The sequence below is a fragment of the Ruegeria sp. N8 genome, from assembly GCF_056531325.1.
This window is the reverse complement of the sequence record NZ_JBQFLQ010000004.1, coordinates 215,702-239,923: the sequence shown is the minus strand read 5'-3', so window position 1 is coordinate 239,923 and position 24,222 is coordinate 215,702. Positions and strand designations below refer to the sequence as shown.

Sequence of the window (24,222 nt, the reverse complement as noted above, 5' to 3'; positions counted from 1 at the left end):
GCAACCCTAGCGCGCGGCTATTTAATATCCGGTGAAAGCATGAGGTTCGCGGTCTTTAACCAGGCTTTTACCGATCCCGCGCTATCAAATTCTTGAAGCGGAAATTGTGGAGGCTTGGTTATGATCGACTGGCCGAGGGTCAGACAGTTGCGGGACGAAGTCGGGACCAGTGAGTTCGACGAGGTGGTCGCAATTTTTCTGGACGAAGTGCAAGAGGCACTTTCCCGCCTGCGCACCGACTCCAACCGCAGCGGGTTCGAACAAAATCTTCATTTTCTGAAGGGTGCCGCACTAAGTCTTGGATTCAAATCGCTTGCAAAGCTCTGTCAGGACGGAGAGAGGCAATCTGCGCAGGGGCAATCTCAGATGGTAGACGTCCCGCAGGTATTCGAAGTGTTTGAGACTTCGCGTACAGAGTTCAAGTCCGGATTGGATAGTTTGTAGCGGCTACAGCCTTATCGCAAATTCTCCTGGGAAGCGGAATTTTCTAAAGGTGACGTCCTCCCGCCGATCGTGGGTGAAATAACCGTCATCCAGTGTCTTCAATGTTCGAAGCGCATCTCTCCGACACATCTCCACACACTCTTCCATGGGAAATTCTGGGGATCGCTTCACATCGCGGGCCAGACGTGTGTGCCGGTACATTCGCCGCCGCCAACCGACAATACCAACAGATTGACCGGGCGTCACTGGAATTGAGACGCCGTCTGCTGTCGCGTCGTCGACCAACGGCACTCGCTCATCTTCGCGGCGCTGTACTTCCTGCAAGTTTCCATAGTGAAAATGCAAATTGAACAAACCGGGCAGCAGGTCGAAGCTGTCATTCATCACACCATGCCCGCCAGTCCCAAAAGAAACCCGCCGTTGGACGACAGACGGTTTGGAATGTGGAACCTCCAATAGACAAAACTTGTCGCTCGAAAAAAGCGTTTCCTGATCACTACCCTGCGTAGCCACCAGATTGAATCCAACCGCTCCGGCCGCGTTTTCCTGGAAGTCGAATTTGTAGTCCAACAGTGCAGACCCATCCGCCGTTACCAGCAATTCGTCACAATCCGACACGATCACCCGATGATAGAACTGCGTCAGCATGGCCGAAAAATCCGACAACATGCGCCAGCGGGCGTAGTCAAAGCTTTGATGCAGCCCATCGCGCAAAATGGCGATGACGTTGCAGCGCTGCCCGATCCGGTCAATCTCGGGATCAGCGCCGTGCGACAGGATATACACGTTTTCGGGGCCAAGCTGAGTTGTGTAGTAGGCGACCCATTTCTCAAGGTACCAATAGTCGCGCCATACCATGGTCACTGCTGCAAGCGGCTTCATCTGTGCACTTTCCGGTCCTGTTCACCTGAACGTGCCTAGGCGAAAACCAGAAGGCAAACAAGGCGGTCGGCGCGCTTGCAATCAGATCACGAACTGCGCCAGCGTTTCGTCTTCGGTAATATCGGTATAGGTGAACCCAGCCTCGTCCAGATGCGCAAACAAGCGGGCGAAATTCTCGGGTTTGCGCGTTTCAATCCCTATCAGGACCGAGCCGAAATTGCGGGCCGATTTCTTCATATATTCGAACCGGGCGATGTCATCCTCAGGGCCGAGGATATTGAGAAACTCTTTCAGCGCACCCGGACGTTGCGGCAGGCGCAGGATGAAGTATTTCTTGACCCCCGAATAACGCTGCGCTCTCTCTTTCACTTCCGGCAATCGCTCGAAATCGAAGTTGCCACCCGAGGTCACGCATACGACGGTTTTGTCTCGGATAAAGCTTTGAATGTCGCCCAGCGCCTCGATCGCCAATGCACCTGCGGGTTCCAGCACGATGCCTTCGACATTCAGCATTTCGATCATGGTGGTACAGATACGGTCCTCGGACAAGACATGCACGTCAGACAAGTGGCGCGATTTCAACAGCTCGAACGGTTTCGCGCCGATTTTTCCGACGGCCGCTCCATCAACAAAATTGTCTACGTGATCCAATGCAACCGGATGCCCGGCCGCCATAGCTGCGTGCAGGCAAGCCCCACCCTTGGGTTCGACAAACAGGCAATGGGTGCGGTCCCCGAACCACGTTGCCACGCCCGAGGACATCCCGCCCCCGCCCACCGGCAGGATCACGTGATCTGGTATTTGGCCCAGCTGTTCTTCGATCTCAACCGCCAGAGAGGCCTGCCCTTCGATCACGTCCTCATCGTCGAAGGGCGACAGGAAATGTCCACCCTCCTGCGCACACCACGCTTGTGCCGAGGACAGAGTATCGTCGAAATAGTCGCCGGTCAGGTGGATCTCGATATTGTCGCCACCAAAGATTCGGGTTTTCTGGATTTTCTGCTGCGGAGTCGTCACTGGCATGAAGATCACACCGCGCACGTTCAGATGTTTGCACATGAAGGCCACGCCCTGCGCGTGATTGCCCGCGCTGGCACAGACGAACAGGTCCTGTCCTTGCTGCTTGCGCATCGCATTGAACGCGCCCCGGATTTTGTACGACCGCACCGGGCTGAGGTCTTCACGCTTCAGCCAGATATCTGCACCGTAACGGTCAGACAGATGGGCATTCCGCTGCAACGGCGTCGCCGGAAAGACTGAGCGCATCGCCTGTTCGGCAGCGCGGGCGCGGGTCATGAAATCACTCATGACCCGTTCAGTGGCCGATCCTGACTAAAAGAGCAAGGAATACATATGTGTACGCAGCTTCACCGCAGCTCGCGTTTCTCCACAAACACGCCGAACATTGTGGTCAGGATGCTGACATTAACCATCGGCAACACCAGTGTTCCGAAAAACAGCGCCAGCAAGGCACCCAAAATCGGAACGAAAGCCAGTGCCGATATTACAAACTGAATAAGCATATGAAAAATTGCTCCCACGATCACCAACACAATGATCGCCCCACTGGACCCAACAGTGCCAGCCCACGCTTGGCCAAGCGTCAAAGGCCGCCCAATGGCCGCCGCAGGAAGAATGATCGACAAGCGATAAAATGCGATGAACACGAAGATTGAAAAGCCCACCATAACGATCAGGGCCAACACGCGCCCTCCGGTAGCCGTTGCAAGAAAACTAAGGGGCACAAAGGAAACCGCAACGAGCGCAACAAGCAGGCCAATCAAAATCAACCGTCCCAGATAGGCAAGGATTCTGTCGAACCGGAAGGTCGGGAAAAGACCCCGAGGGTATTCCTCAAGCAGTATGAACCGGTGCCACGACACAGCGATCCAGAACATCGTCACGATGAAAATAACCGCCAAGCAAAGGAAAAACAGAACAACCGAGCCAGAAGGTTCAGTCGAGTCGGCATCCAATTGATCCAATGGGACATCCAGCACAAAAAACAAGCCGATCAAAAGCGCTGTCGCCACGATGGCCGGACCAAGTGTGATCTGCAAAACCTGTTTGAGATTTCCAAAAACCATTCGCACCGAGTGCATAAAAATCTGCCAACCCAACATCGTAAAATCTGTCCCTTCAACCAATTCGTGTTTTATGTGCGAATGTTTCACCCGAAATCAGGCAGCCCGTCAACGCAGATAACTTGCCCCGCGCGGCAAAACCCGTTAGGGGCCAGTCGTTCTACGCATAAAGGGAAGTCAGATGTCCGCGCCCAAGAAAGTTGTTCTGGCCTATTCCGGTGGCCTTGATACCTCGATCATTCTGAAATGGTTGCAGACCGAATATGGTTGTGAGGTTGTCACCTTCACCGCCGATCTGGGTCAGGGTGAAGAGTTGGAACCAGCTCGCCAAAAGGCCGAGATGCTGGGGATCAGCCCCGAGAACATCTTTATTGAGGATATTCGCGAAGAGTTCGTCCGTGATTTCGTCTTCCCCATGTTCCGCGCCAATGCCCAGTATGAGGGTCTGTACCTGCTGGGCACGTCGATCGCGCGGCCTCTGATCTCGAAGCGTCTGGTTGAGATCGCTGCCGAAACCGGGGCCGACGCCGTGGCGCATGGCGCGACCGGCAAGGGCAACGATCAGGTGCGGTTCGAATTGGCTGCTTACGCTCTGAACCCAGAAATCAAGGTGATCGCACCTTGGCGTGAATGGGATCTGACCAGCCGGACCCGTCTGATCGAATGGGCCGAAGCGCATCAAATTCCGATCGCCAAGGACAAACGCGGCGAGGCCCCGTTCTCGGTCGATGCGAACCTGCTGCACACCTCGTCCGAGGGCAAGGTTCTGGAAGACCCCGCCGATATGGCACCCGACTATGTCTATCAGCGCACAGTCCATCCCGAAGACGCCCCGAACGAGCCCGAGTTCATCGAAATCGGCTTTGAAAAAGGCGACGCGGTCAGCATCAATGGCGAGGCGATGAGCCCGGCTACCATCCTGACCAAGCTGAACGAATATGGAGGCAAGCACGGCATTGGCCGTCTGGATCTGGTCGAAGGCCGGTTCGTTGGTATGAAATCGCGCGGCATCTACGAAACGCCAGGCGGCACAATCCTGCTGGAAGCGCACCGTGGTATCGAATCCATCACCATGGACCGCGGCGCGATGCACCTGAAAGACCAGCTGATGCCGCAATATGCCGAGCTGATCTATAACGGCTTCTGGTACTCACCCGAGCGTGAGATGCTGCAGGCCGCCATCGACAAGAGCCAGGAACATGTCACCGGCACCGTCCGCGTGAAACTGTACAAAGGTCTGGCCTCGACCGTAGGCCGCTGGTCGGATCACTCGCTGTATTCCGAAGCGCATGTGACCTTTGAGGAAGATGCCGGTGCCTATGACCAAACCGACGCGGCGGGCTTCATCCAGTTGAACGCGCTGCGCCTGAAGCTGCTGGCCGCGCGTGAAAAGCGTCTGTCGAAGTAATCAAAACCGATCTTTGATGGAACCCGGCGCCCGAAACGGCGCCGGGTTTTCTTGTGCCATCACTGCCACGTCAGTTCCCGTTGGGTCACCCTTGCCTGACGTCGCGCTTTACCTTTACGCAAAGGTCAACCGAGGAGGAACACCATGTTGCAAGAGATCGCGGACGGCATTCAAAAAGGTCTGACCGGCAAGAATTTTGACGGCTCGCTGAAGTTCGATTGCGGAGAGGACGGTGTCATCGTTCTGGCCGATAATCAAGCCACGACGCAGGATCAGGATACCGACTGTACGATCCGCATTTCCAGGGGCAATCTGACCAAGCTGCTGACTGGCAAGCTGAACCCGATGACAGGCGTCGCGTTGGGCAAGCTCAAGATTTCGGGAAATATGGGCGTGGCGATGAAACTGGGGCAGTTGCTGGGATAAACTCGTCTCACCACCGCGTTACAAACCATGTCAGCGGATTGCATGAGACGAAAAGAGAGGGCAGCCTTGATCTCAGAAGGAGACCTGCCATGACCCGCATCGCTTATCTCGACTACGTCAAACCGACGCTTCTTTTTGCTTTGATTACGATCGCAGCTTTGCTGCGTGCAGCCCCAGCGCCCGCCGCCGGGACCGAAACCCTAACCGTTGCCGGAGGGTGTTTCTGGTGCGTCGAATCCGATTTCGAATCCGTCCCCGGCGTGATCGGAGCGGTTTCGGGTTTCACTGGCGGTCAGGTGGCCAACCCCACTTATGATCAGGTATCCAAAGGTGGCTCGGGACATTACGAGGCCGTGCAGATCACGTTCGATCCGGCTCGCGTTTCCCGAGAAACCCTTCTGAACATGTTCTTCCGCTCGGTTGACCCCACGGATGCCGGCGGTCAGTTTTGTGACCGTGGTGACAGCTATCGCACCGCGATTTTCGTCTCTAACGCAGGCGAAAAAGCCAAGGCTGAAGCTGCCAAAGCCGACGCCCAACGCGCCTTGGGCCAGACAGTCGTGACGCCGATCTTGCAAGAAGGCGCGTTTTATCCGGCAGAAGAATACCATCAGGACTACTACAAGGGCGACAAGCTGGTTTTTACCCGGTTCGGCCCAAAGCGTCAGAAGAACGCCTATAAAGCTTACCGCAAAGCCTGCGGCCGCGATGCCCGCGTCAAACAGCTTTGGGGCGGCGACGCACCCTTTGCCGGGTCTTAATCGAACCGCGCCTCCCGGACCTCTTTGAGGTCCGGTATTACATCCGCCGTACCGTGCCGCGTGACCATCAGGGCCGCGGCACGATTTGCTTGGGTGATCGCCTGCGCCATCGGCATTCCGCGATCCATCCCAGCCAGAACATAGCCGGTAAACGTATCCCCGGCGCCAGTCGTATCCACCGCCTGCACCTTGTGGGCTGCGAAATCCGAGACCACGCCGCGATGATAATATCGCGCGCCGTCGGCCCCCAGCGTGACAATCACATGCTCGATATTCAGATCCGTGACCGACTGCCCGGTCGCCGCACGCAGTTGATCAGCCTCAACCGCGTTTAGGATCAGGAAATCCAGATAGGGTAGCACGGCCTGAACAGCTTTGGCCTGAAAGGGGGCAGCGGCGTAACAGACCGTCAGCCCCATCTCGCGGCCCATCTTTGCAGCCTCAACCTGCATGTTGGTTTCGTTCTGCATCACCAGCAAGTCGCCCTGTGACGCCGATGACAGCGCCTGCCCCAGCTGATCCTGAGAGATCGCGTGGTTTGAGCCCTGGAACAGGATGATATTGTTCTCACCCTCGGCATCCACAGCGATGATCGCATGGCCCGTTGGCGCATCGACCTGCGCGATATGACGGGTATCAACCCCATATTCCGTCAGCCGATCCCGTGCCCAGCGCCCGTCGAAACCGATGGCACCTATATGCGCAATCCGCGCCCCTGCTCGGGCCGAAGCCACGGACATGTTTGCGCCCTTGCCGCCCAGAAACCGGTCCAGCCGATTGGCCGACAGCGTTTCCCCCGGTCCGGGAAGGTGCGGCACATTATAGATCATGTCCGCATTGATCGAGCCCAGGTTCCAGACCGTCATGGTTTGCCCGAAATATCACACGAGGCCAGAATGGCCATGTTCAGGATATCATTCGCCGTCGAGACGGTTGAACAGATCTGAATCGGCTTGTCGATCCCAGACAGGATCGGGCCAATCACGGTCGCGCCGCCCATCTCCTGCATCAGCTTGGTCGAGATCGAAGCCGAGTGCCGCGCGGGCACGATCAGGATATTGGCCGGGCCGGTCAAACGCTGGAACGGATAGCCCGCCTGTTGATCCACATTCAGGGCCACATCCACGGTCATCTCGCCTTCGTATTCGAAATCAACACCGCGCTGATCCAGAACAGCGGGCGCACGGTGCATCTTTTCAGCGCGTTCCGAAACCGGATAGCCAAAGGTCGAGAAACTGACGAACGCCACGCGTGGTTCAAGCCCCATATGGCGCGCAACGGCGGCAGAGCGTTCGGCAATATTGGCCAGATCATTCTCATCCGGCCATTCATGGACCAGCGTATCGCCGATCAGAACAATCCGCCCCTTGTGCAAAAGCGCCGTCACACCCGCTGCTCCGTGCGCGGCGTCGGCGTCAAACACATGGTTGATCCGGTCCAGCACATGCGCCGACTTGCGCGTCGCCCCCGTGACCAGACCATCGCCATGGCCATGGGCCAGCATCAGCGAAGAAAACACATGCCGGTCGCGCGCGGCCAAACGGTGAATATCCTTGCGGTCGAACCCTTTGCGTTGCAGACGCTGATAAAGAAAATTCGAGTAGGTCTCGAGATGGTTGGTATTGGCAGCATTCACCACCTCCAACTCGCGCACGGCATCGCCCAGACCGGCCTCTTCCAGCTTTTGCTTCACGTCATCGGGGCGCCCCACAACCAGTGCCTTGCCAAAGCCCGACCGCTGATATGTCACTGCGGCGCGCAGCACGCGAGGGTCGTCGCCCTCGGCAAAGATCATCCGGCTTTGCGCGGCGCGGGCACGGGCGTTCAGACCACGTAGGATACTGGCGGTCGGGTCCATGCGGGATTTTAGGCTCAGCTCATAGGCGTCCATGTCGATGATCGGACGCCGCGCTGCGCCGGTATCCATCCCGGCCTTGGCAACGGCAGGCGGAATGCGGTGGATCAGACGCGGGTCGAACGGCGTCGGTATGATGTAATCGCGCCCGAATGTCAGCGACTTACCATAGGCCATTGCCACCTCATCCGGTACATCTTCGCGCGCCAGATTGGCCAGCGCGTGGGCACAGGCAATCTTCATCTCGTCATTGATAGCACGGGCGTGGATATCCAGCGCACCGCGGAACAGGTAGGGAAAGCCCAACACGTTGTTCACCTGATTGGGGTAATCGCTGCGTCCTGTGGCGACGATGGCATCGACGCGGACCTCATGCGCTTCTTCCGGGGTGATCTCGGGGTCGGGGTTTGCCATAGCGAAGATGACAGGGTTGTCGGCCATCGAGGCAACCATATCCTGCGTCACCGCGCCTTTGACCGAAACGCCCAAGAAGACATCTGCGCCTTTCATCGCCTCTTCCAGCGTGCGCAGGTCCGTGGTGATCGCATGGGCCGATTTCCACTGGTTCATCCCCTCGGTCCGGCCTTGATAGATCACGCCCTTGGTGTCGCAAACGATGCAGTTCTCATGCCGAGCGCCCATGGATTTGAGCAGCTCAATACAGGCGATCCCCGCCGCACCTGCCCCGTTCAGAACGATCTGCACGTCCTCAATCTTCTTGCCCGAGATATGCAGCGCATTCAGCAGACCCGCTGCACAGATCACCGCGGTCCCGTGCTGGTCATCGTGGAAGACTGGAATATCCATCTCTTCCTTCAGGCGCTGTTCGATGATGAAACACTCGGGCGCCTTGATGTCTTCAAGGTTGACGCCGCCGAAGGTCGGCCCCATGAGTTTCACCGCACGGCAGAATTCATCCGGGTCCTCGGTATCCAGCTCGATATCGATCGAGTTCACATCGGCGAAGCGTTTGAACAGAACGGCCTTGCCTTCCATCACCGGCTTACCGCCCAGTGCACCAAGGTTCCCAAGGCCCAGAACTGCCGTCCCGTTCGAGATCACAGCCACCAGATTGCCCTTGTTGGTATAGTCATACGCCGTCTCGGGCGCGGCAGCGATGGCCTCACAAGGCACCGCGACACCGGGACTGTAGGCCAGCGACAGGTCGCGCTGCGTGGTCATGGGAACGGTGGCCTGCACCTCCCACTTGCCGGGGGTGGGGTCCAGGTGAAAGGCCAGTGCCTCTGCTTCGGTGATCTTCGTTTTGGGCATCTTTTAGGTCGTTTCCATGACTTCGGGGCTTATGCGTCATAGCGCAGGCAGGGCTGCGCCTCAACGACAATACGTTTTCACCTTTCGTCACGGTTGGGGGATTTGTAAGGTCGCGACCGGAAGACGCCAAGAGGGGGCCGCTTTTGTCCACAGTCACGCCGATGATGGCGCAATATCTTGAGATCAAAGAGGCCCATTCAGACGCCCTGCTGTTCTACCGCATGGGCGATTTCTATGAGATGTTTTTCGAGGATGCGGTGAACGCCGCCGAGGCGCTGGACATTGCCCTGACCAAACGCGGCAAGCACCACGGGGCAGACATCCCGATGTGCGGCGTGCCGGTTCATGCCGCCGAGGGCTATCTGCTGACGCTGATCCGCAAAGGCTTTCGCGTGGCCGTATGCGAACAGATGGAAAGCCCGGCTGAGGCAAAGAAAAGAGGCTCTAAATCGGTCGTTCGGCGCGATGTTGTGCGTCTCGTGACGCCCGGCACACTGACCGAGGACGCCCTGCTTGAGGCCCGCCGCCACAACTTTCTGGCCGCTTACGCCGAGGTCCGGGATGAGGCCGCTTTAGCCTGGGCCGACATTTCCACCGGGGCGTTTCACGTAATGCCTTTGACATCCGTTCGGCTCAGCCCTGAGCTGGCGCGGTTGGCCCCGTCCGAGTTGATCGTGGGCGACGGGATGGAACAGGCGTTGAACGAGACGGTCCGTGATCTGGGCATTTCGCTTACCCCCATCGGGCGCGCCAGTTTCGACAGTACAGCTGCGGAAAAACGCATATGTGGGCTGTTTCACGTAGGTGCCTTGGATGCATTCGGTAGTTTTGGCCGGGCCGAAGTGTCCGCCATGGGTGCGCTGATCGATTATCTTGAGATCACCCAAAAGGGCAAATTGCCCTTGCTGCAAACACCGCTCAAGGAATCCGAGGACCGCGTGGTGCAGATCGACGCCGCCACGCGCCGCAATCTGGAACTCACACGATCCCTGTCAGGTGGGCGCGCCGGATCACTGCTTTCTGTGGTTGACCGCACAGTGACGCCGGGCGGCGCGCGACTGCTGGAGCAGCGCCTGTCCAGCCCGTCCCGCAATCTGGACGTGATCCATGCGCGACTCGATGCGGTGGCTTTCGCGACCGAGGACAGCCTGATCGCGTCAGATCTGCGCGAGGCGCTGCGCAAAACCCCCGATCTGGACCGCGCCCTGTCGCGCCTGTCACTTGAACGCGGCGGGCCACGCGATCTGGCCGCAATCCGCAACGGCCTGACGCAGGCGGCCGCGATTGCTGAAATCTGTGAGGCGCAGGATCTGCCCGTTCTGCTCTCGACCGCATTGCAAAACCTTGTAGGGTTCGACGATCTACTAAACCTTCTGGACGAAGCATTGGTGGCCGAGCCACCCCTTCTGGCCCGCGACGGAGGCTTCATCGCCCCCGGTTTCGACGCAGAACTGGACGAAGCGCGCACCCTGCGCGATGAAGGTCGATCCGTCATCGCTGGATTCCAGCAGAAATACGCGGAACATACCGGCATCACGTCGCTGAAAATCAAGCACAACAACGTGCTGGGCTATTTTATCGAAACAACGGCCACACATGCCGAAAAAATGCTGAACCCGCCGTTCTCTGAGACCTATATCCACCGCCAGACCACCGCGAACCAAGTACGGTTCACTACGGTCGAACTGTCCGAGATCGAAACCCGCATCCTAAACGCCGGAAACATGGCGCTTGAGATTGAAAAACGGCTCTATCAAAGGCTTTCTTGCGATATTCTGACCCTCGCCGCCCGTCTCAACCAAGCTGCGCGAGGGCTGGCGGAACTGGACCTGACCACCGCGCTCGCCGATCTAGCGCGGGGTGAAAACTGGTGCCGCCCACAGGTCGACAGCTCGCGCGCGTTCAACGTGCAAGGCGGTCGCCATCCGGTCGTGGAACACGCGCTGCGCCAGCAATCGGGTGATGCTTTCATCGCCAATGACTGCGATCTGAGCGCCGATCAGGGGGCCGCGATCTGGCTGCTGACCGGTCCCAACATGGCCGGTAAGTCAACCTTCTTGCGCCAAAACGCGCTGATCGCCCTGCTAGCCCAAATGGGCAGCTATGTCCCAGCAGAACAGACCCATCTCGGCGTGGTCAGCCAACTGTTCAGCCGGGTCGGAGCCTCCGACGATCTGGCCCGCGGCCGCTCGACCTTCATGGTCGAAATGGTCGAAACCGCCGCCATCCTCAATCAAGCCGACGACCGCGCGCTGGTCATTCTGGATGAAATTGGCCGCGGCACCGCCACTTATGACGGCCTCTCGATCGCCTGGGCCACGCTGGAGCACTTGCACGCCGCCAACCAATGCCGCGCGCTGTTTGCCACCCACTACCACGAACTCACAGCACTGGCCGGAAAACTCGAAGGCGTCGACAACGCCACCGTCGCTGTCAAGGAATGGGAGGGCGAGGTGATCTTCCTGCATGAGGTCCACAAAGGCGCCGCCGACCGCTCCTATGGCGTGCAGGTCGCACAGCTGGCGGGCCTCCCAGCATCTGTCGTCGATCGCGCCCGAACCGTCCTTGAACAACTGGAAAAAACCGAACGCGAAGGCGGCAAGCAAAAAGCGCTGATTGACGACCTACCACTTTTCTCAGCTGCGCCACCACCTCCACCACACACGCCGAAACCCTCGCCGGTCTCAGACATGCTGCAAGATATCCTGCCGGACGAACTCACTCCACGCGAAGCACTCGACCTGATCTACAAACTAAAAGAGGCGGCCAAAAACTGACCGCCCCTTCTTCTGTTCAAAAATACCTCCGCCGGAGGCTTGGCCTCGCAGAGGCCAATCAGCTCGCAGGTGTCGACGACACTCCAACCTGCGCCGGACGCAGCAAACGGTCATGCAGCATGAATCCTTCAGCCGAGACCTGAATGATGTCGCCCGCCTTGGTGCCAGGCACCGGGGCTTCGAACATCGCCTCATGCATGTTTGGATCAAACCGATCCCCAACTTCCGGCGTGATCACCACAATCCCATGTTTTTGGAATACGTCCTTCAGTGCGCGCATGGTCAGTTCCACGCCTTCTATCAAACCAGCAGCCACTTCTTTCTGCTCATCGGTCGCAGCCTCAAGCGCGCGTTTCATGTTATCGTAAACCGGCAGCATGTCACGGGCCAGCTTTGACCCACCATACTGTTCCGCATCGCGACGGGCCTTATCGCCACGTTTCCGCGCGTTCTCTGCATCCGCCAGGGCGCGCATGAACTTGTCCTTGAACGCATCTCGCTCGGCGCGCAACGCGTCGATCTCAAGCTCTTCTTCGCTAATCTCAACAAGGTCCTCGGCCAGCTCTTCCGCTTCGGCCATTGCGATATCGTCCAGAAAATCTTCGTTTTTGGGCTCTGCCATCTCTTACCCTCTAGCTCCGGTCGGAAATCAGCTTGCCGACCAGTTGCGCCGTATAATCCACGATCGGCACGATCCGTCCATAGTTCAGTCGCGTGGGTCCAATAACCCCGACCGCACCGATTATCTTACGATCAGCGTTCATATATGGAGACACCACCAAAGAGGAACCCGAAAGTGAGAAAAGTTTGTTCTCAGAGCCGATAAAAATGCGCACACCCTCGCCATCTTCGGTCAATTCAAGGAATTCGGCGATGTCACGCTTACGTTCCAGATCGTCAAACAGGGTGCGAATGCGGTCCAGCTCTTCAACTTCGCCCGAATCCGCCAGCAGATTCGCCCGCCCCCGCACGATCAACCGGGCCGAGTCGCCTCCGTCCCCGTCCCAGGCCGCGATTCCGCTTTCGACCATGTCACGCGCCAGAACATCAATTTCCTGTTTACGCGCGTCGATCTGAGACAGCATCTGCTTGCGCACTTCGCTAATCGTGCGGCCCTCAATCAGCGCGTTCAGGAAATTCGCCGCCTCGCGCATGGAACTCGGCGTCTGCCCCGGCGGCGGAGTGAACAGGCGGTTTTCCACGTGCCCGTCCGAAAACACCAGCACCACCAAAGCGCGGTCATGGCCCAGCGAGACAAACTCGATATGCTTGATCTCGGCCTCATGCTTGGGCGTCAGCACCAGTGACGCACCTTGTGTCACGTGTGACAAAGCCGATCCCACCCGGTCCAGCATACCGCCCACATCACCCGTGTTAGAGCCTAATGTCTCATTCAGCTTCTGCCGATCGTCGGCGCCCAGATCACCAACCTCAAGCAACCCGTCAACAAACATTCGCAGCCCCTGCTGCGTCGGAATCCGCCCTGCGCTTACATGAGGGCTGTCCAGCAGGCCCAGAAACTCCAGATCCTGCATCACATTGCGCACCGTCGCGGCGCTGACTTTCTCCGACAAGGTGCGGGTCAGGGTGCGGCTGCCCACCGGCTCGCCGCTCTCCAAATAGCTTTCGACGATCAACCGGAACACTTCGCGCGAGCGGTCGTTCATCTCATTCAGAATTTTACTTGCTTCGCTCATCGGCGGCCCCCTGCTGGGTCGTCATTAAATCGCAGGCAATTGAAAGGTCAATCGGGGTTGCATCGTAACGCCACGGGGCGGTATCCCAAAGCCAGCAAACAAAGGATTTTTCATGCGACCCTCAGGACGTAATCTAGACGAAATGCGCGCTGTTTCCATCGAGACAGGTTTCACCAAACATGCCGAAGGGTCTTGCCTGATCAAAATGGGCGACACCCATGTGCTGTGTACCGCCACGATCGAGGACCGCGTGCCGCCCTTTATCAAGGGCTCGGGCCTTGGCTGGGTGACTGCCGAATACGGTATGCTGCCCCGCGCGACCAACACGCGTATGCGGCGTGAGGCGGCCTCAGGCAAGCAAGGCGGTCGCACCGTGGAAATCCAGCGCCTGATTGGCCGCGCCCTGCGCGCCGGTGTCGACCGGGTGGCGCTGGGTGAACGACAGATCACTGTCGACTGCGATGTCATTCAGGCCGATGGCGGCACCCGCTGCGCCTCGATCACCGGCGGTTGGGTCGCGCTGCGTCTGGCGGTGAACAAGCTGATGAAAACGGGCGATGTGATTTCCGATCCTCTGGTCGATCCTGTCGCCGCCGTGTCTTGTGGCATCTATGCCGGTCAGCCGGTGCTGGATCTGGACTACCCCGAAGACAGCGAAGCCGGTGTGGATGGCAACTTCATCATGACCGGCTCGGGCAAGCTGATCGAAGTACAGATGAGCGCCGAAGGCTCGGTCTTTAGCCGCCCGCAGATGGATCAGCTGATGGATCTGGCCGAGAAAGGCGTCGGCGAACTGGCAGCGGCACAGAAAGCCGCCACCGCATGACCCGCAAGTTCGACAGCGACAGGCTGCTGGTCGCCACGCACAACAGAGGCAAGCTTGAGGAGATGGCGCATCTTCTTGAGCCCTTTGGCGTGACCGTGATCGGCGCGGGCGAGATGAACCTGCCCGAACCGGAAGAGACAGAGGATACCTTTGTCGGCAATGCCCGGATCAAGGCGCATGCCGCGGCCAAAGCGACCGACCTGCCTGCCCTGTCGGACGATTCCGGGATCACCATCGACGCGCTGGATGGCGCACCGGGCGTCTACACCGCCGATTGGGCGGAAACCGGGAATGGCCGCGATTTCCTGATGGCGATGACCCGCGCTCATAATGAGTTGGAAGCCAAAAACGCCCCCCACCCGCGTACTGCGCAGTTCCGCAGCACGCTGGTGCTGGCCTGGCCCGACGGTCATGACGAAGTGTTCGAGGGCATCGCCCCCGGCCATCTGGTCTGGCCCATTCGCGGCGAAGGCGGGTTTGGATATGACCCGATGTTTGTTCCCGACGGCTATGACATTACCTTTGCCGAGATGGATCGCTGGGAAAAGAACAAGATCAGCCATCGCGGCCGCGCGGTGGAGATGTTCGTGAAGGGCTGCTTTGGCGGATGATTGGCGCAACGGGGGCTTTGGCCTGTACGTGCATTGGCCCTTTTGCGAGGCCAAATGCCCCTATTGTGATTTCAACAGCCATGTATCGCGTAATATCGATCAAAAACAATGGCTTGAGGCATATCTGACCGAGTTGCGTCGCTCGACCACAGAAACGCCCAATCGCGTCCTGAACACGATCTTCTTCGGTGGCGGCACCCCATCCCTGATGGACCCCGACACCGTCGCCGCTGTGATTGATGAGGCCCGCGCCCTGTGGCGGCCCGCCAATGACATGGAAATCACGCTTGAGGCCAATCCCGGCTCGGTCGAGGCTGGGCGCTTCGCTGCCTATCGTGATGCCGGCGTGAACCGGATCTCGATGGGGGTACAAGCGCTGAACGATGAAGATCTGCGTCGTCTGGGCCGTATCCACACGGTGGCCGAGGCCCGCGCCGCCTTTGATATCGCCCGTAATTGCTTTGACCGCGTCAGTTTCGACCTGATCTATGCCCGCCAGCATCAAACGTTGGACGATTGGCGCGCGGAACTAACCGAAGCCCTGTCGATGGCCGTTGATCATCTGTCACTGTACCAACTGACGATCGAGGAAGGCACCGCCTTTGGCGACCGTTACGCGGTGGGCAAACTGCGCGGCCTGCCCGAGGATGACCACGCCGCTGACATGTACCTCGCCACGCAGGAGATTTGTGAGGCCCACGGCCTGCCCGCCTATGAAGTGTCAAACCACGCCCGACCAGGCGCGGAGTCGCGGCACAATCTGATCTATTGGAACTACGGGGATTATGTGGGCATCGGACCCGGCGCTCATGGGCGCATCACGGTTCATAACACCAAATACGCCACTGAAACCTACTTGTCGCCCACCGCGTGGTTGACCGCTGCCCTCAAGGGTTCGGGTGAAAAGGAACGCACCGCGCTCAGCCCGCAAGAGCAGGCAAATGAATACCTTATAATGGGTCTACGTATTTCTGATGGTCTAGATATAGATCGCTACAGTGCATTATCATCGTATGAGCTGCCACATGGCAAACTCAACGATCTGAGTGAAATCGGTATGGTCGAGGTGCAAGGCCGTCAGCTTAGGGCCACCAAAAACGGACGCGCAGTATTGAATGCCGTTATCCGGGAATTGCTGGGGTAGCATGCAGTATCTTTGGGCTACTCTGGGATTGATTTGCGTGGCGCTTGCAGTCATCGGTGTCGTGCTGCCACTGCTACCGACCGTCCCGTTCCTGCTGTTGGCCGCCTTCTTCTTCGCGCGCTCATCGTCCCGTTTGCATAATTGGCTGATCACACATCGCACGTTCGGCCCAATGATTATTGATTGGCAAAGCTCCGGCGCCATTCGTGCAAGTGCAAAAAAAGCGGCAACCGTGTCGATTGCCGCCGTTTTTGGAATTTCAGTCCTGATTTCTGTACCGGGGTACGTTCTTGCAATCCAGGCGGTCGTTTTGGGCGCTGTGCTAACCTTTATCTGGACCCGCCCTAACGGCTGAGCTTGGCGCAAAGATCGTCAAGTTGATCCAGGTTTTCATAGGTCAACACAACCTGCCCCGTCTCGGTCCCCGCTTTGTGGTTGATGACAACCTTCATCGCCAGAATGGCCGACAGATCTTTTTCCAACGCCCGCGTATCCGCATCCTTCCCGGCATCCAGATTACGCGCCCGAGGAACCGGTTTTGCTTCATTCGGCTGCTGTTGTTTCTTGACCAACGCCTCGGTCGCGCGGACCGAAAGGCCATCGCGGATCACAATTTTCGCCAGCTCTGTCGGGTTTTCGGCAGTAATCAACGCCCGCGCATGGCCGCCGGACAGCTTTCCCTCGACCACGAAATGCTGCACATCCATTGGCAATGACAGCAATCGCAGCAGGTTTGCGATATGGCTCCGGCTTTTACCCAGAGCCTCGGCCATTTTTTCCTGCGTATGGCCAAAGCGGTCCATAAGCTGTTTGTAACCCGCGGCCTCTTCTACTGCGTTCAAATCAGCACGCTGGATATTCTCAATAATCGCGACTTCCAGCACCTCGGTGTCATCGAAATCCCGCACAATAACTGGAATATCATGCAGTTGCGCCATCTGCGCAGCGCGCCAGCGCCGCTCACCAGCGACAATCTCATAATCACCTTCCGAGATTTCACGCACGATCAAAGGTTGGATAATGCCCTTTTCCTTGACCGAAGCCGCCAGTTCATCCAGTTGCTCTCGTGAAAAAGTACGGCGCGGCTGGTTCGGATTGGCGTGCAGTTTTTCAATCGGGACTTTCATGTCCGGGCGGCGTGGTTCGGACATGACGCGGCCTTCGGTTTCCTGCGTTACATCCGCCATCAATGCAGACAATCCGCGCCCCAACCCCCGAGGTTTCGATTTCTTTGCTGCCACTGTGACCTCCTACCGCCATTCAGGCGGCTTTTTTATTCTTATGCATGACCTCGCGCGCCAAGTGTCGGTACGCCATCGCCCCTAAGGACCCAGAATCATATTGCAGAACTGGCAAAGCGTAAGACGGAGCCTCGCTGACCCGAACATTTCTGGGTATCTTGGTTTTAAATACCATCTCACCCAGATTGTCACGCGCGTCTTTTTCCACCTGACGGGACAAGTTGTTGCGGTTGTCATACATAGTAAGCACAACACCTTCGATTCTGAGGTCGGGGTTTGCGGTTTGCCGAACCTCTCGAATGGTCAGCATAAGCTGCGATAGGCCCTCAAGCGCAAAGAACTCACTTTGCAGCGGAACCAGCACAGAATGCGCTGCAACCATTGCGTTGACGGTTAAAAGGTTCAGCGAAGGCGGGCAATCGATCAGAACAAAGTCAAACCCAAACTTGTCGATAGCGGTTTGACGCAATGCGTCATGAAGCAGATAGCTGCGTTTTTCGTTGGAAATAAGTTCGATATCAGCCGAACTTAGATCCACAGTCGCCGGGATAACAAAAAGCCCACCAATTTCTGTTTCCTGAACGACCGCCTCCAGCGGTGCATCATCCAGGATCAGATCATATGTCGTCCAATCCCGGTCTTCGACACCTAAACCGGTGGACGCGTTGCCCTGCGGGTCCAAATCGACCACGAGAACTTTGCATCCAGCTTCTGCCAGGCCCGCAGCGAGGTTGATCGCAGTTGTTGTCTTTCCAACACCGCCCTTCTGATTAGCTACCGCAATTATCCGAGGGCCAGAAGGACGAGACAAATCAACCACGAGAAACTCCTTTTATCTTAAGGATAACGGCTTGGGGCTCGGTTAAACTTTTAATCGGCTCGGCATCGAAATTCCATTCCTCCTGCGCGTCCGACAGTTCTTTTTTCCACTTCGCGCCTTTCGGCAACAGGGCTGTCCCAGATTCGCCTAAATGCCTGTCGCAAAACGATAATAAGACCTTTAATTCTGCAAGCGCGCGGGCTGACAAAACATCGGCATTCAAGGGGTCAACGGATTCAATTCGTTTGGAAATTACCCGGCAATTCGTGCTGCATTCACGCGCCACATTTCGCAGAAATGCTGATTTTCTTTGATCACTCTCCACCAGTGTGAACAAGGCGTCCGGATATTCTTCCATAGCCAGAATCGCACAGACCATACCTGGAAATCCGCCCCCACTACCCAGATCAACCCAAGAATTGAAGCTGTCGGCGCAGCGATAAACTTGCACAGAATCTTTGATGTGCCGCTCCCATATGTCCTCCAGGCTGTTCCTCGAGACAAGATTTATGCTTTGATTCCACTTTTTGACCAAATCCACATAAGTGGTCAGCCGGGAAAATGTTTCACGTGAAACATTCAAGTCGTCCCTCATATCTTTCGCACTTTCTGGTCGCGGCGAAGTCTGGCCAAAACCAATGTCAGAGCTGCAGGCGTAACGCCTTCGACGCGACTAGCCTGACCGATATTCTCCGGCTTTGCTCGGGACAGCTTTTGTTTCATCTCTGACGACAGGCCTTCCAGGGCAAAAAAATCGAAACCCCTTGGAATTTCATAAGCTTCATCCCGGCGCATTGCTTCGACGTCTCTTTTCTGCCGCTCAATATAGTTCGCGTACAGCGCGTCACGCTCCACTTGTTGGCGGATATCAGGGTCAACGGCTTCCGAGCCCGAAATTAGTGGGATCAAATCCGAGTAATTGACTTTGGGAAACGCCAGAATCGCCATGCCATCTCGACGATTGCCGTCGTTATTAACCGAAATTCCTGCCGCGTTTATCTCTTTCGGCGTATATTTCCGCTTATTTAGCAACGACTTTGCCGCCGTTAACTTCTTCAACTTCTCGGAAAACACTTCTTCCCGTTTAGGTGTTACGCACCCCAGCTTAATTCCGACCGGCGTTAACCTCTGGTCTGCATTGTCTGCTCGCAATGACAGGCGAAACTCAGCACGAGACGTGAACATCCGGTAAGGCTCCGCGACTCCCTTGGTGGTAAGGTCGTCAATCATTACCCCTATGTAACTGTCTGCACGTGTAAAATGAACAGGTTCTCTATCCAAGGTGGCCAGGGCGGCATTTAATCCCGCTACCAAGCCCTGAGCAGCCGCCTCCTCATACCCAGTGGTTCCATTAATTTGACCTGCCAAATATAAACCTGGCACAGATGGCAGAGACAGCGAGGAAGTTAACACACGGGGATCCACGTAATCATATTCGATCGCGTATCCTGGTTGCAGAATCTTGGCTTTTTCCAAGCCCTTAATAGACTGGACATATTCGCGCTGAACGCCCTGCGGCAACGAAGTTGAGATTCCATTTGGATATATTGTGTGATCATTGACCCCTTCCGGCTCCAGAAATATCTGGTGGGAGTCCTTTTCGGCAAATCGAACAATCTTATCTTCAATTGAAGGACAGTACCGCGGGCCAACGCCATCAATGTGACCGCCATACATTGCTGAACGCGCCAAGTTCTTTTCGATTATCTCGTGTGTTTGGGCATTCGTATGTGTAATACCACATGAGACTTGGGGAGCTACAACCGAACTGGACAAAAAAGAGAACAGGCTTGGTTCATCGTCTCCGTCTTGACGCTCTAGATCTGACCAATCAATCGTTCGTCCGTCCAATCTTGGCGGAGTGCCCGTTTTCAAACGACCAAGTGGTAACTCAAAGCTATCTAATCTTTCTGCCAATCGAACCGACGGTCTGTCGCCCATTCGTCCGCCCGGTTTGGCCTCATCCCCAATATGGATCACACCACGCAGAAATGTCCCGGATGTTAAGATCACTGCTTTTGCTCGGATTTCTGAGTCGTCCGCCAATCGGATACCGGCAACACGATCGGCGACGATCAGGAAATCAGTCACTTCACCGACAATAACGCTCAACCCTTGTTGAGCTTGAGTTTCTTTTTGCATTGCCGCCCGGTACAAAGTCCGGTCTGCCTGCGTTCGGGGACCTTGCACCGCGGGCCCCTTGCGACGATTTAGCAACCGAAACTGAATTCCGGCCCGATCTGCGACGCGCCCCATAACGCCGTCCATGGCATCGATTTCACGTACTAAGTGGCCTTTGCCCAGCCCTCCGATTGCTGGGTTGCATGACATGACACCAATGTCGGCGGCTGACAAAGTCACCAACGCGGTATTCACACCCATCCGTGCGGCGGCGTGGGCTGCCTCGGTTCCTGCGTGGCCCGCGCCGATGACGATGACATCAAAATCCGAATGTTTCACGTGAAACACTCCTTACTTGCCCAAGCAGAAACTCGAGAATATTTCGTCCAACAAGTCTTCAACCCCGATCCTCCCAACCAGAGATTCCAACGTTCTGATAGCTGTGCGCATTTCTTCGGCAGCGATATCATACAGGTCTGGGCCTGATTCCAGAACCGAGATTGCCGCGTTCAAGGCCTGTTGCGCATTGATCAGCGCAACACGGTGCCTTTCTCGTGTCGCAATACCAGATGTCGTGGTTCGCGATGACAAAATACGCGATATACGGGCAACAAGTGCATCCACTCCGTGGCCTGTTTTCCCAGAAATGCCATTTTCACCCTCATCTCGAAGGTCGGATTTAGGGAAAACTTGGATATCTTCGGACTGAAACTGCACATCCAATTCGGACGGGTCAGCTGTCAGAAACACTCGCATATCCGCAGCTTCCGCTCGTTTCTTTGCCAACGCAATCCCCAATGATTCCACATGATCTTCGGTTTCGCGCAATCCGGCCGTGTCCAACAGTGTTACCGGCAGACCGTCCAAGTCCATCCGCACTTCGATCACATCGCGTGTAGTTCCGGCATATTCCGATGTTATCGCGGCTTCTCGCCCGGCCAGCGCATTCAGCAAAGTAGACTTTCCAGCATTGGGCAAGCCGACAATAGCAACTTCAAATCCTGTGCGAATACGTTCAGCAATCTTGACGCCTTCGGCTTCACGCATCAGGTCGGACATGACACCTTCAACTAAGGCCCGAACTTCAGGCGTGACATCGGTTGGCACCTCTTCATCCGCAAAATCGATCACGGCCTCAAGCAGGGACGCAGCACGGATCAGGTCGCGACGCCAACGCTCGGCAAGCTGCCCCAGACCCCCAGCTAGAATAGTCTGCGCCTGCTTGCGTTGCGCTTCAGTTTCCGCGTCGATCAAATCGGCAAGACCTTCGACCTGAGTCAGATCCATCTTGCCGTTTTCCAACGCGCGACGGGTGAATTCTCCGGGTTCAGCCAGGCGCAAACCATCGGTATCGGACAAACACCGCATCACAGCATTCACCGACGCAGTGCTACCATGAATTTGCAGCTCTGCGACGTCCTCACCGGTGAAACTGGCCGGAGCCTGGAACGTCAGCACCAACCCGTTATCCAGACGAGATCCATCCGGCCCGCGTAGCGTGCGTAAATTCATACCGCGCGCGGGAAGTTCCCCGCCCGTCAGATCCCTGACCGCCGAGTGCGCTAAAGGACCAGAGAGGCGTATAACCGCCACCCCTGCTTTGCCTTGCGCGCTGGCCAAGGCGAATATCGTATCCATTCGAAGGCCTCGCGTCCGTTAAGACCTGTGTCAGGTATTCATTGAATCGAAGAACTCGCCATTCGTCTTCGTCTGTTTCAACTTGGACAGCAGGAACTCGATCGCGTCGGTCGTCCCCATCGGGTTGAGGATGCGGCGCAGAACAAATGTTTTGGCCAGATCACCCTTGTCGACCAGCAGATCCTCTTTCCGGGTGCCCGATTTGAGGATGTCAATCGCCGGGAACACACGCTTGTCGGCGATTTTGCGGTCCAACACGATTTCCGAGTTACCCGTGCCTTTGAATTCTTCAAAGATCACCTCGTCCATCCTGCTGCCGGTGTCGATCAGCGCTGTGGCGATGATGGTCAGCGAACCGCCCTCTTCGATGTTCCGGGCCGCACCAAAGAACCGTTTGGGTCGTTGCAGAGCATTCGCATCCACACCACCGGTCAGAACCTTACCCGAAGATGGGACCACAGTGTTAAACGCCCTACCAAGTCTTGTGATCGAGTCCAAAAGAATCACAACATCTCGTTTATGCTCAACCAGACGCTTAGCCTTTTCGATCACCATTTCCGAAACGGCCACGTGGCGCGTCGCCGGTTCATCAAAGGTCGAAGACACGACCTCACCCTTCACCGAGCGCTGCATGTCCGTCACCTCTTCGGGACGTTCATCGATCAGCAGGACGATCAGATAGCACTCGGGGTGGTTCTGTTCGATCGAGTGCGCGATGTTCTGCAGGATCACCGTCTTACCCGTCCGCGGAGGCGCCACGATCAGCGACCGCTGTCCTTTACCAATTGGTGCAACAAGGTCGATCACGCGAGCGGACTTGTCTTTGATGGTGGGATCTTCGATCTCCATCTTCAGACGTTCGTCTGGGTACAAAGGTGTCAGGTTGTCGAACAGGATCTTGTGCTTAGCTTTCTCGGGGTCTTCAAAGTTGATCTTTGTGACCTTGGTCAGCGCAAAATATCGTTCGTTGTCATCGGGCGCCTTGATTTCACCTTCAACGGTGTCGCCAGTGCGCAGCGAATGCAGGCGGATCATGTCAGGCGAGACATAAATGTCGTCAGGACCCGGCAGATAGTTTGCCTCGGGCGAACGCAGGAAGCCAAAACCGTCTTGCAGCACTTCCAGCACGCCATCGCCGCCAACGGTCCAGCCCTCATCCGCGCGTTCGCGCAGGATCTGGAACATCATCTCGCCCTTGCGCATGGTAGAGGCGTTTTCGATCTCCAGTTCTTCGGCCATCGCCAGAAGGTCTTTGGGGCTTTTGGCTTTCAGATCGGCCAGATTCAGGGATTCATTGGACATGATACAAACCTTCACCGCTGTCAGCGCGGCACGAAGTGGAATTTCAGTACGGAAGATACGCCGCCCGGACGGGCGTGTTGACCCCTACATAAGCGTGACCTTTGTTGGAGTCAAACTGCCCTTGTATTTCCTAAGTAGTTTGTGCCCTCAGAACTTCAGAACGACCGCCAGGACAATGATAACCATCAAAACCGTCGGAACCTCGTTCATCATGCGGTACTGCCGCCCAGTGAGCTTATTTCGCCCCTCTATGAAGTCCTTGCGCCGCGCCATCAGCCAATGATGGAACCAGGTCATCCCGATCACCGCGACCCCCTTGGCCCAGGGCCAAGTCCAATCCCAACCAACAATGCCGGGCGTGAAGACCATGATCAGCCCGCAGACCCACGCCACGACCATAGCCGGGCGCATGATCACGCGCAGCAGCTTTTCTTCCATTTCAAAGAAGATCTCCTGCGCTCCGTCGACCGCCTGAGCCTTTTCTACGTGATAGACGAACAAGCGGGGCAGATAGAACAACCCTGCCATCCATGAGATCACGGCCATGATGTGAACCGACTTTACCCACGGGTAGATTGCGAAAAGAAGGTCGGTCATGCTGGCTCCGAAGGTTTCCCGGAACCCTCCCTAATAAAAAAATAAGAAAAGAAAAAGGATGATGGTTTTGTAGGGTGGTTCAAATCCGTGGATTACTTTTTTACACATATGTTTTCCCCAAGTGGACAGAATCCGGTTCTGGCCGGGTCATTCTGTTGAGGGAAATTTTTTCTGATAAATTTCAGTGATTTATACTTTTCTTGAATATGAATCACTGGGGATAAGTCTTTGGGTATATATGGAAAACCCTGGTTTTCCCGTCTGTCGAGTTATCCTTGTCCCTATTGGATAGTATTCGGGCGAATCCGGGATGTTT

The 24,222-nt window shown here is 56.6% G+C and carries 23 protein-coding genes; 9 read left to right on the top strand and 14 right to left on the bottom strand.

Going from position 1 to position 24,222, the window contains the following annotated elements; genetic code table 11:
• Window positions 1-120: 120 nt before the first annotated feature.
• Window positions 121-444: an Hpt domain-containing protein gene (locus ACR0C5_RS10985; RefSeq protein ID WP_480876470.1), complete on the top strand. Its 324-nt coding sequence runs from the start codon at window positions 121-123 to the stop codon at window positions 442-444.
• Between the two features lie 3 nt (window positions 445-447).
• Here ACR0C5_RS10985 and ACR0C5_RS10980 read toward each other — a convergent pair whose 3' ends face one another.
• The 3 genes from ACR0C5_RS10980 to ACR0C5_RS10970 all read right to left on the bottom strand — a co-directional run bounded on the left by ACR0C5_RS10980 (window position 448) and on the right by ACR0C5_RS10970 (window position 3,386).
• A complete protein-coding gene (locus ACR0C5_RS10980) occupies window positions 448-1,326 on the bottom strand; it encodes a glycosyltransferase family 2 protein (protein WP_480876469.1) in 879 nt (292 codons plus the stop codon).
• Between the two features lie 81 nt (window positions 1,327-1,407).
• A complete protein-coding gene (ilvA, locus tag ACR0C5_RS10975; RefSeq protein ID WP_170790212.1) occupies window positions 1,408-2,634 on the bottom strand; it encodes a threonine ammonia-lyase IlvA in 1,227 nt (408 codons plus the stop codon).
• 59 nt (window positions 2,635-2,693) lie between these two features.
• Window positions 2,694-3,386: a hypothetical protein gene (locus tag ACR0C5_RS10970; protein WP_480876467.1), complete on the bottom strand. Its 693-nt coding sequence runs from the start codon at window positions 3,384-3,386 to the stop codon at window positions 2,694-2,696.
• Between the two features lie 205 nt (window positions 3,387-3,591).
• Here ACR0C5_RS10970 and ACR0C5_RS10965 point away from each other — a divergent pair, with 205 nt between their 5' ends.
• The 3 genes from ACR0C5_RS10965 to msrA all read left to right on the top strand — a co-directional run bounded on the left by ACR0C5_RS10965 (window position 3,592) and on the right by msrA (window position 6,005).
• Window positions 3,592-4,818 (top strand): argininosuccinate synthase, encoded by a 1,227-nt coding sequence (locus tag ACR0C5_RS10965; protein ID WP_170786164.1) that lies wholly within the window; start codon window positions 3,592-3,594, stop codon window positions 4,816-4,818.
• A gap of 144 nt (window positions 4,819-4,962) precedes the next feature.
• Window positions 4,963-5,244, top strand: a complete 282-nt coding sequence (locus ACR0C5_RS10960) for an SCP2 sterol-binding domain-containing protein (RefSeq protein WP_480876464.1) — start codon at window positions 4,963-4,965, stop codon at window positions 5,242-5,244.
• Between the two features lie 89 nt (window positions 5,245-5,333).
• Window positions 5,334-6,005 (top strand): peptide-methionine (S)-S-oxide reductase MsrA, encoded by a 672-nt coding sequence (gene msrA / locus ACR0C5_RS10955; protein ID WP_170786168.1) that lies wholly within the window; start codon window positions 5,334-5,336, stop codon window positions 6,003-6,005.
• On the opposite strand, the gene ACR0C5_RS10950 is transcribed toward msrA, so the two are convergent.
• Both ACR0C5_RS10950 and ACR0C5_RS10945 read right to left on the bottom strand, forming a co-directional pair.
• Window positions 6,002-6,871, bottom strand: coding sequence for a ribokinase (locus ACR0C5_RS10950; RefSeq protein WP_480876462.1), 870 nt, complete (start codon window positions 6,869-6,871; stop codon window positions 6,002-6,004). The two genes, msrA and ACR0C5_RS10950, sit on opposite strands and share 4 nt — an antisense overlap.
• Window positions 6,868-9,132, bottom strand: coding sequence for an NADP-dependent malic enzyme (locus tag ACR0C5_RS10945; RefSeq protein ID WP_480876460.1), 2,265 nt, complete (start codon window positions 9,130-9,132; stop codon window positions 6,868-6,870). Before ACR0C5_RS10945 ends, ACR0C5_RS10950 begins: the two co-directional genes overlap by 4 nt.
• Before the next feature lie 161 nt (window positions 9,133-9,293).
• On the opposite strand from ACR0C5_RS10945, the gene mutS reads away from it, so the two are divergent.
• Window positions 9,294-11,909: a DNA mismatch repair protein MutS gene (gene mutS / locus ACR0C5_RS10940; protein WP_480876607.1), complete on the top strand. Its 2,616-nt coding sequence runs from the start codon at window positions 9,294-9,296 to the stop codon at window positions 11,907-11,909.
• Between the two features lie 58 nt (window positions 11,910-11,967).
• Here mutS and ACR0C5_RS10935 read toward each other — a convergent pair whose 3' ends face one another.
• Both ACR0C5_RS10935 and hrcA read right to left on the bottom strand, forming a co-directional pair.
• Window positions 11,968-12,531: a nucleotide exchange factor GrpE gene (locus ACR0C5_RS10935; protein ID WP_170771360.1), complete on the bottom strand. Its 564-nt coding sequence runs from the start codon at window positions 12,529-12,531 to the stop codon at window positions 11,968-11,970.
• A 10-nt stretch (window positions 12,532-12,541) separates the two neighbouring features.
• The gene (gene hrcA / locus ACR0C5_RS10930) at window positions 12,542-13,606 is read right to left on the bottom strand and encodes a heat-inducible transcriptional repressor HrcA (RefSeq protein WP_170771358.1); all 1,065 of its coding nucleotides are present in this window, start codon (window positions 13,604-13,606) and stop codon (window positions 12,542-12,544) included.
• A 112-nt stretch (window positions 13,607-13,718) separates the two neighbouring features.
• Here hrcA and rph point away from each other — a divergent pair, with 112 nt between their 5' ends.
• From rph to ACR0C5_RS10910, 4 genes are read left to right on the top strand one after another with little or no spacing between them, the layout of a single operon-like run.
• The gene (gene rph / locus ACR0C5_RS10925; RefSeq protein WP_170790208.1) at window positions 13,719-14,432 is read left to right on the top strand and encodes a ribonuclease PH; all 714 of its coding nucleotides are present in this window, start codon (window positions 13,719-13,721) and stop codon (window positions 14,430-14,432) included.
• Window positions 14,429-15,043 (top strand): RdgB/HAM1 family non-canonical purine NTP pyrophosphatase, encoded by a 615-nt coding sequence (rdgB, locus tag ACR0C5_RS10920; protein WP_480876457.1) that lies wholly within the window; start codon window positions 14,429-14,431, stop codon window positions 15,041-15,043. Before rph ends, rdgB begins: the two co-directional genes overlap by 4 nt.
• Window positions 15,033-16,187 carry a radical SAM family heme chaperone HemW gene (gene hemW, locus ACR0C5_RS10915; RefSeq protein ID WP_480876456.1) on the top strand — a complete coding sequence of 385 codons (1,155 nt, stop codon included), beginning with the start codon at window positions 15,033-15,035 and terminating at the stop codon, window positions 16,185-16,187. The genes rdgB and hemW overlap by 11 nt, the downstream gene beginning before the upstream one ends.
• Window position 16,188: 1 nt before the next feature.
• Complete coding sequence (locus ACR0C5_RS10910) at window positions 16,189-16,542, top strand: YbaN family protein (protein ID WP_170771350.1); 354 nt, start codon at window positions 16,189-16,191, stop codon at window positions 16,540-16,542.
• On the opposite strand, the gene ACR0C5_RS10905 is transcribed toward ACR0C5_RS10910, so the two are convergent.
• The 7 genes from ACR0C5_RS10905 to ACR0C5_RS10875 all read right to left on the bottom strand — a co-directional run bounded on the left by ACR0C5_RS10905 (window position 16,532) and on the right by ACR0C5_RS10875 (window position 23,906).
• Window positions 16,532-17,428: a ParB/RepB/Spo0J family partition protein gene (locus ACR0C5_RS10905; protein ID WP_170771347.1), complete on the bottom strand. Its 897-nt coding sequence runs from the start codon at window positions 17,426-17,428 to the stop codon at window positions 16,532-16,534. The genes ACR0C5_RS10910 and ACR0C5_RS10905 overlap by 11 nt on opposite strands.
• A gap of 19 nt (window positions 17,429-17,447) precedes the next feature.
• Entirely contained in the window at window positions 17,448-18,248 is an 801-nt protein-coding gene (locus ACR0C5_RS10900; protein ID WP_170786181.1) for a ParA family protein, read from the bottom strand.
• The gene (gene rsmG, locus ACR0C5_RS10895) at window positions 18,241-18,843 is read right to left on the bottom strand and encodes a 16S rRNA (guanine(527)-N(7))-methyltransferase RsmG (protein ID WP_480876453.1); all 603 of its coding nucleotides are present in this window, start codon (window positions 18,841-18,843) and stop codon (window positions 18,241-18,243) included. Before rsmG ends, ACR0C5_RS10900 begins: the two co-directional genes overlap by 8 nt.
• Window positions 18,840-20,708 carry a tRNA uridine-5-carboxymethylaminomethyl(34) synthesis enzyme MnmG gene (mnmG, locus tag ACR0C5_RS10890; protein ID WP_480876451.1) on the bottom strand — a complete coding sequence of 623 codons (1,869 nt, stop codon included), beginning with the start codon at window positions 20,706-20,708 and terminating at the stop codon, window positions 18,840-18,842. Before mnmG ends, rsmG begins: the two co-directional genes overlap by 4 nt.
• Window positions 20,709-20,720: 12 nt before the next feature.
• Window positions 20,721-22,007, bottom strand: coding sequence for a tRNA uridine-5-carboxymethylaminomethyl(34) synthesis GTPase MnmE (gene mnmE, locus ACR0C5_RS10885; RefSeq protein ID WP_480876449.1), 1,287 nt, complete (start codon window positions 22,005-22,007; stop codon window positions 20,721-20,723).
• 30 nt (window positions 22,008-22,037) lie between these two features.
• The gene (gene rho, locus ACR0C5_RS10880; protein WP_170771337.1) at window positions 22,038-23,309 is read right to left on the bottom strand and encodes a transcription termination factor Rho; all 1,272 of its coding nucleotides are present in this window, start codon (window positions 23,307-23,309) and stop codon (window positions 22,038-22,040) included.
• A 147-nt stretch (window positions 23,310-23,456) separates the two neighbouring features.
• On the bottom strand, window positions 23,457-23,906 hold the full coding sequence (locus ACR0C5_RS10875; RefSeq protein WP_170790202.1) for a CopD family protein: 450 nt from the start codon (window positions 23,904-23,906) through the stop codon (window positions 23,457-23,459).
• Window positions 23,907-24,222 lie beyond the last annotated feature (316 nt).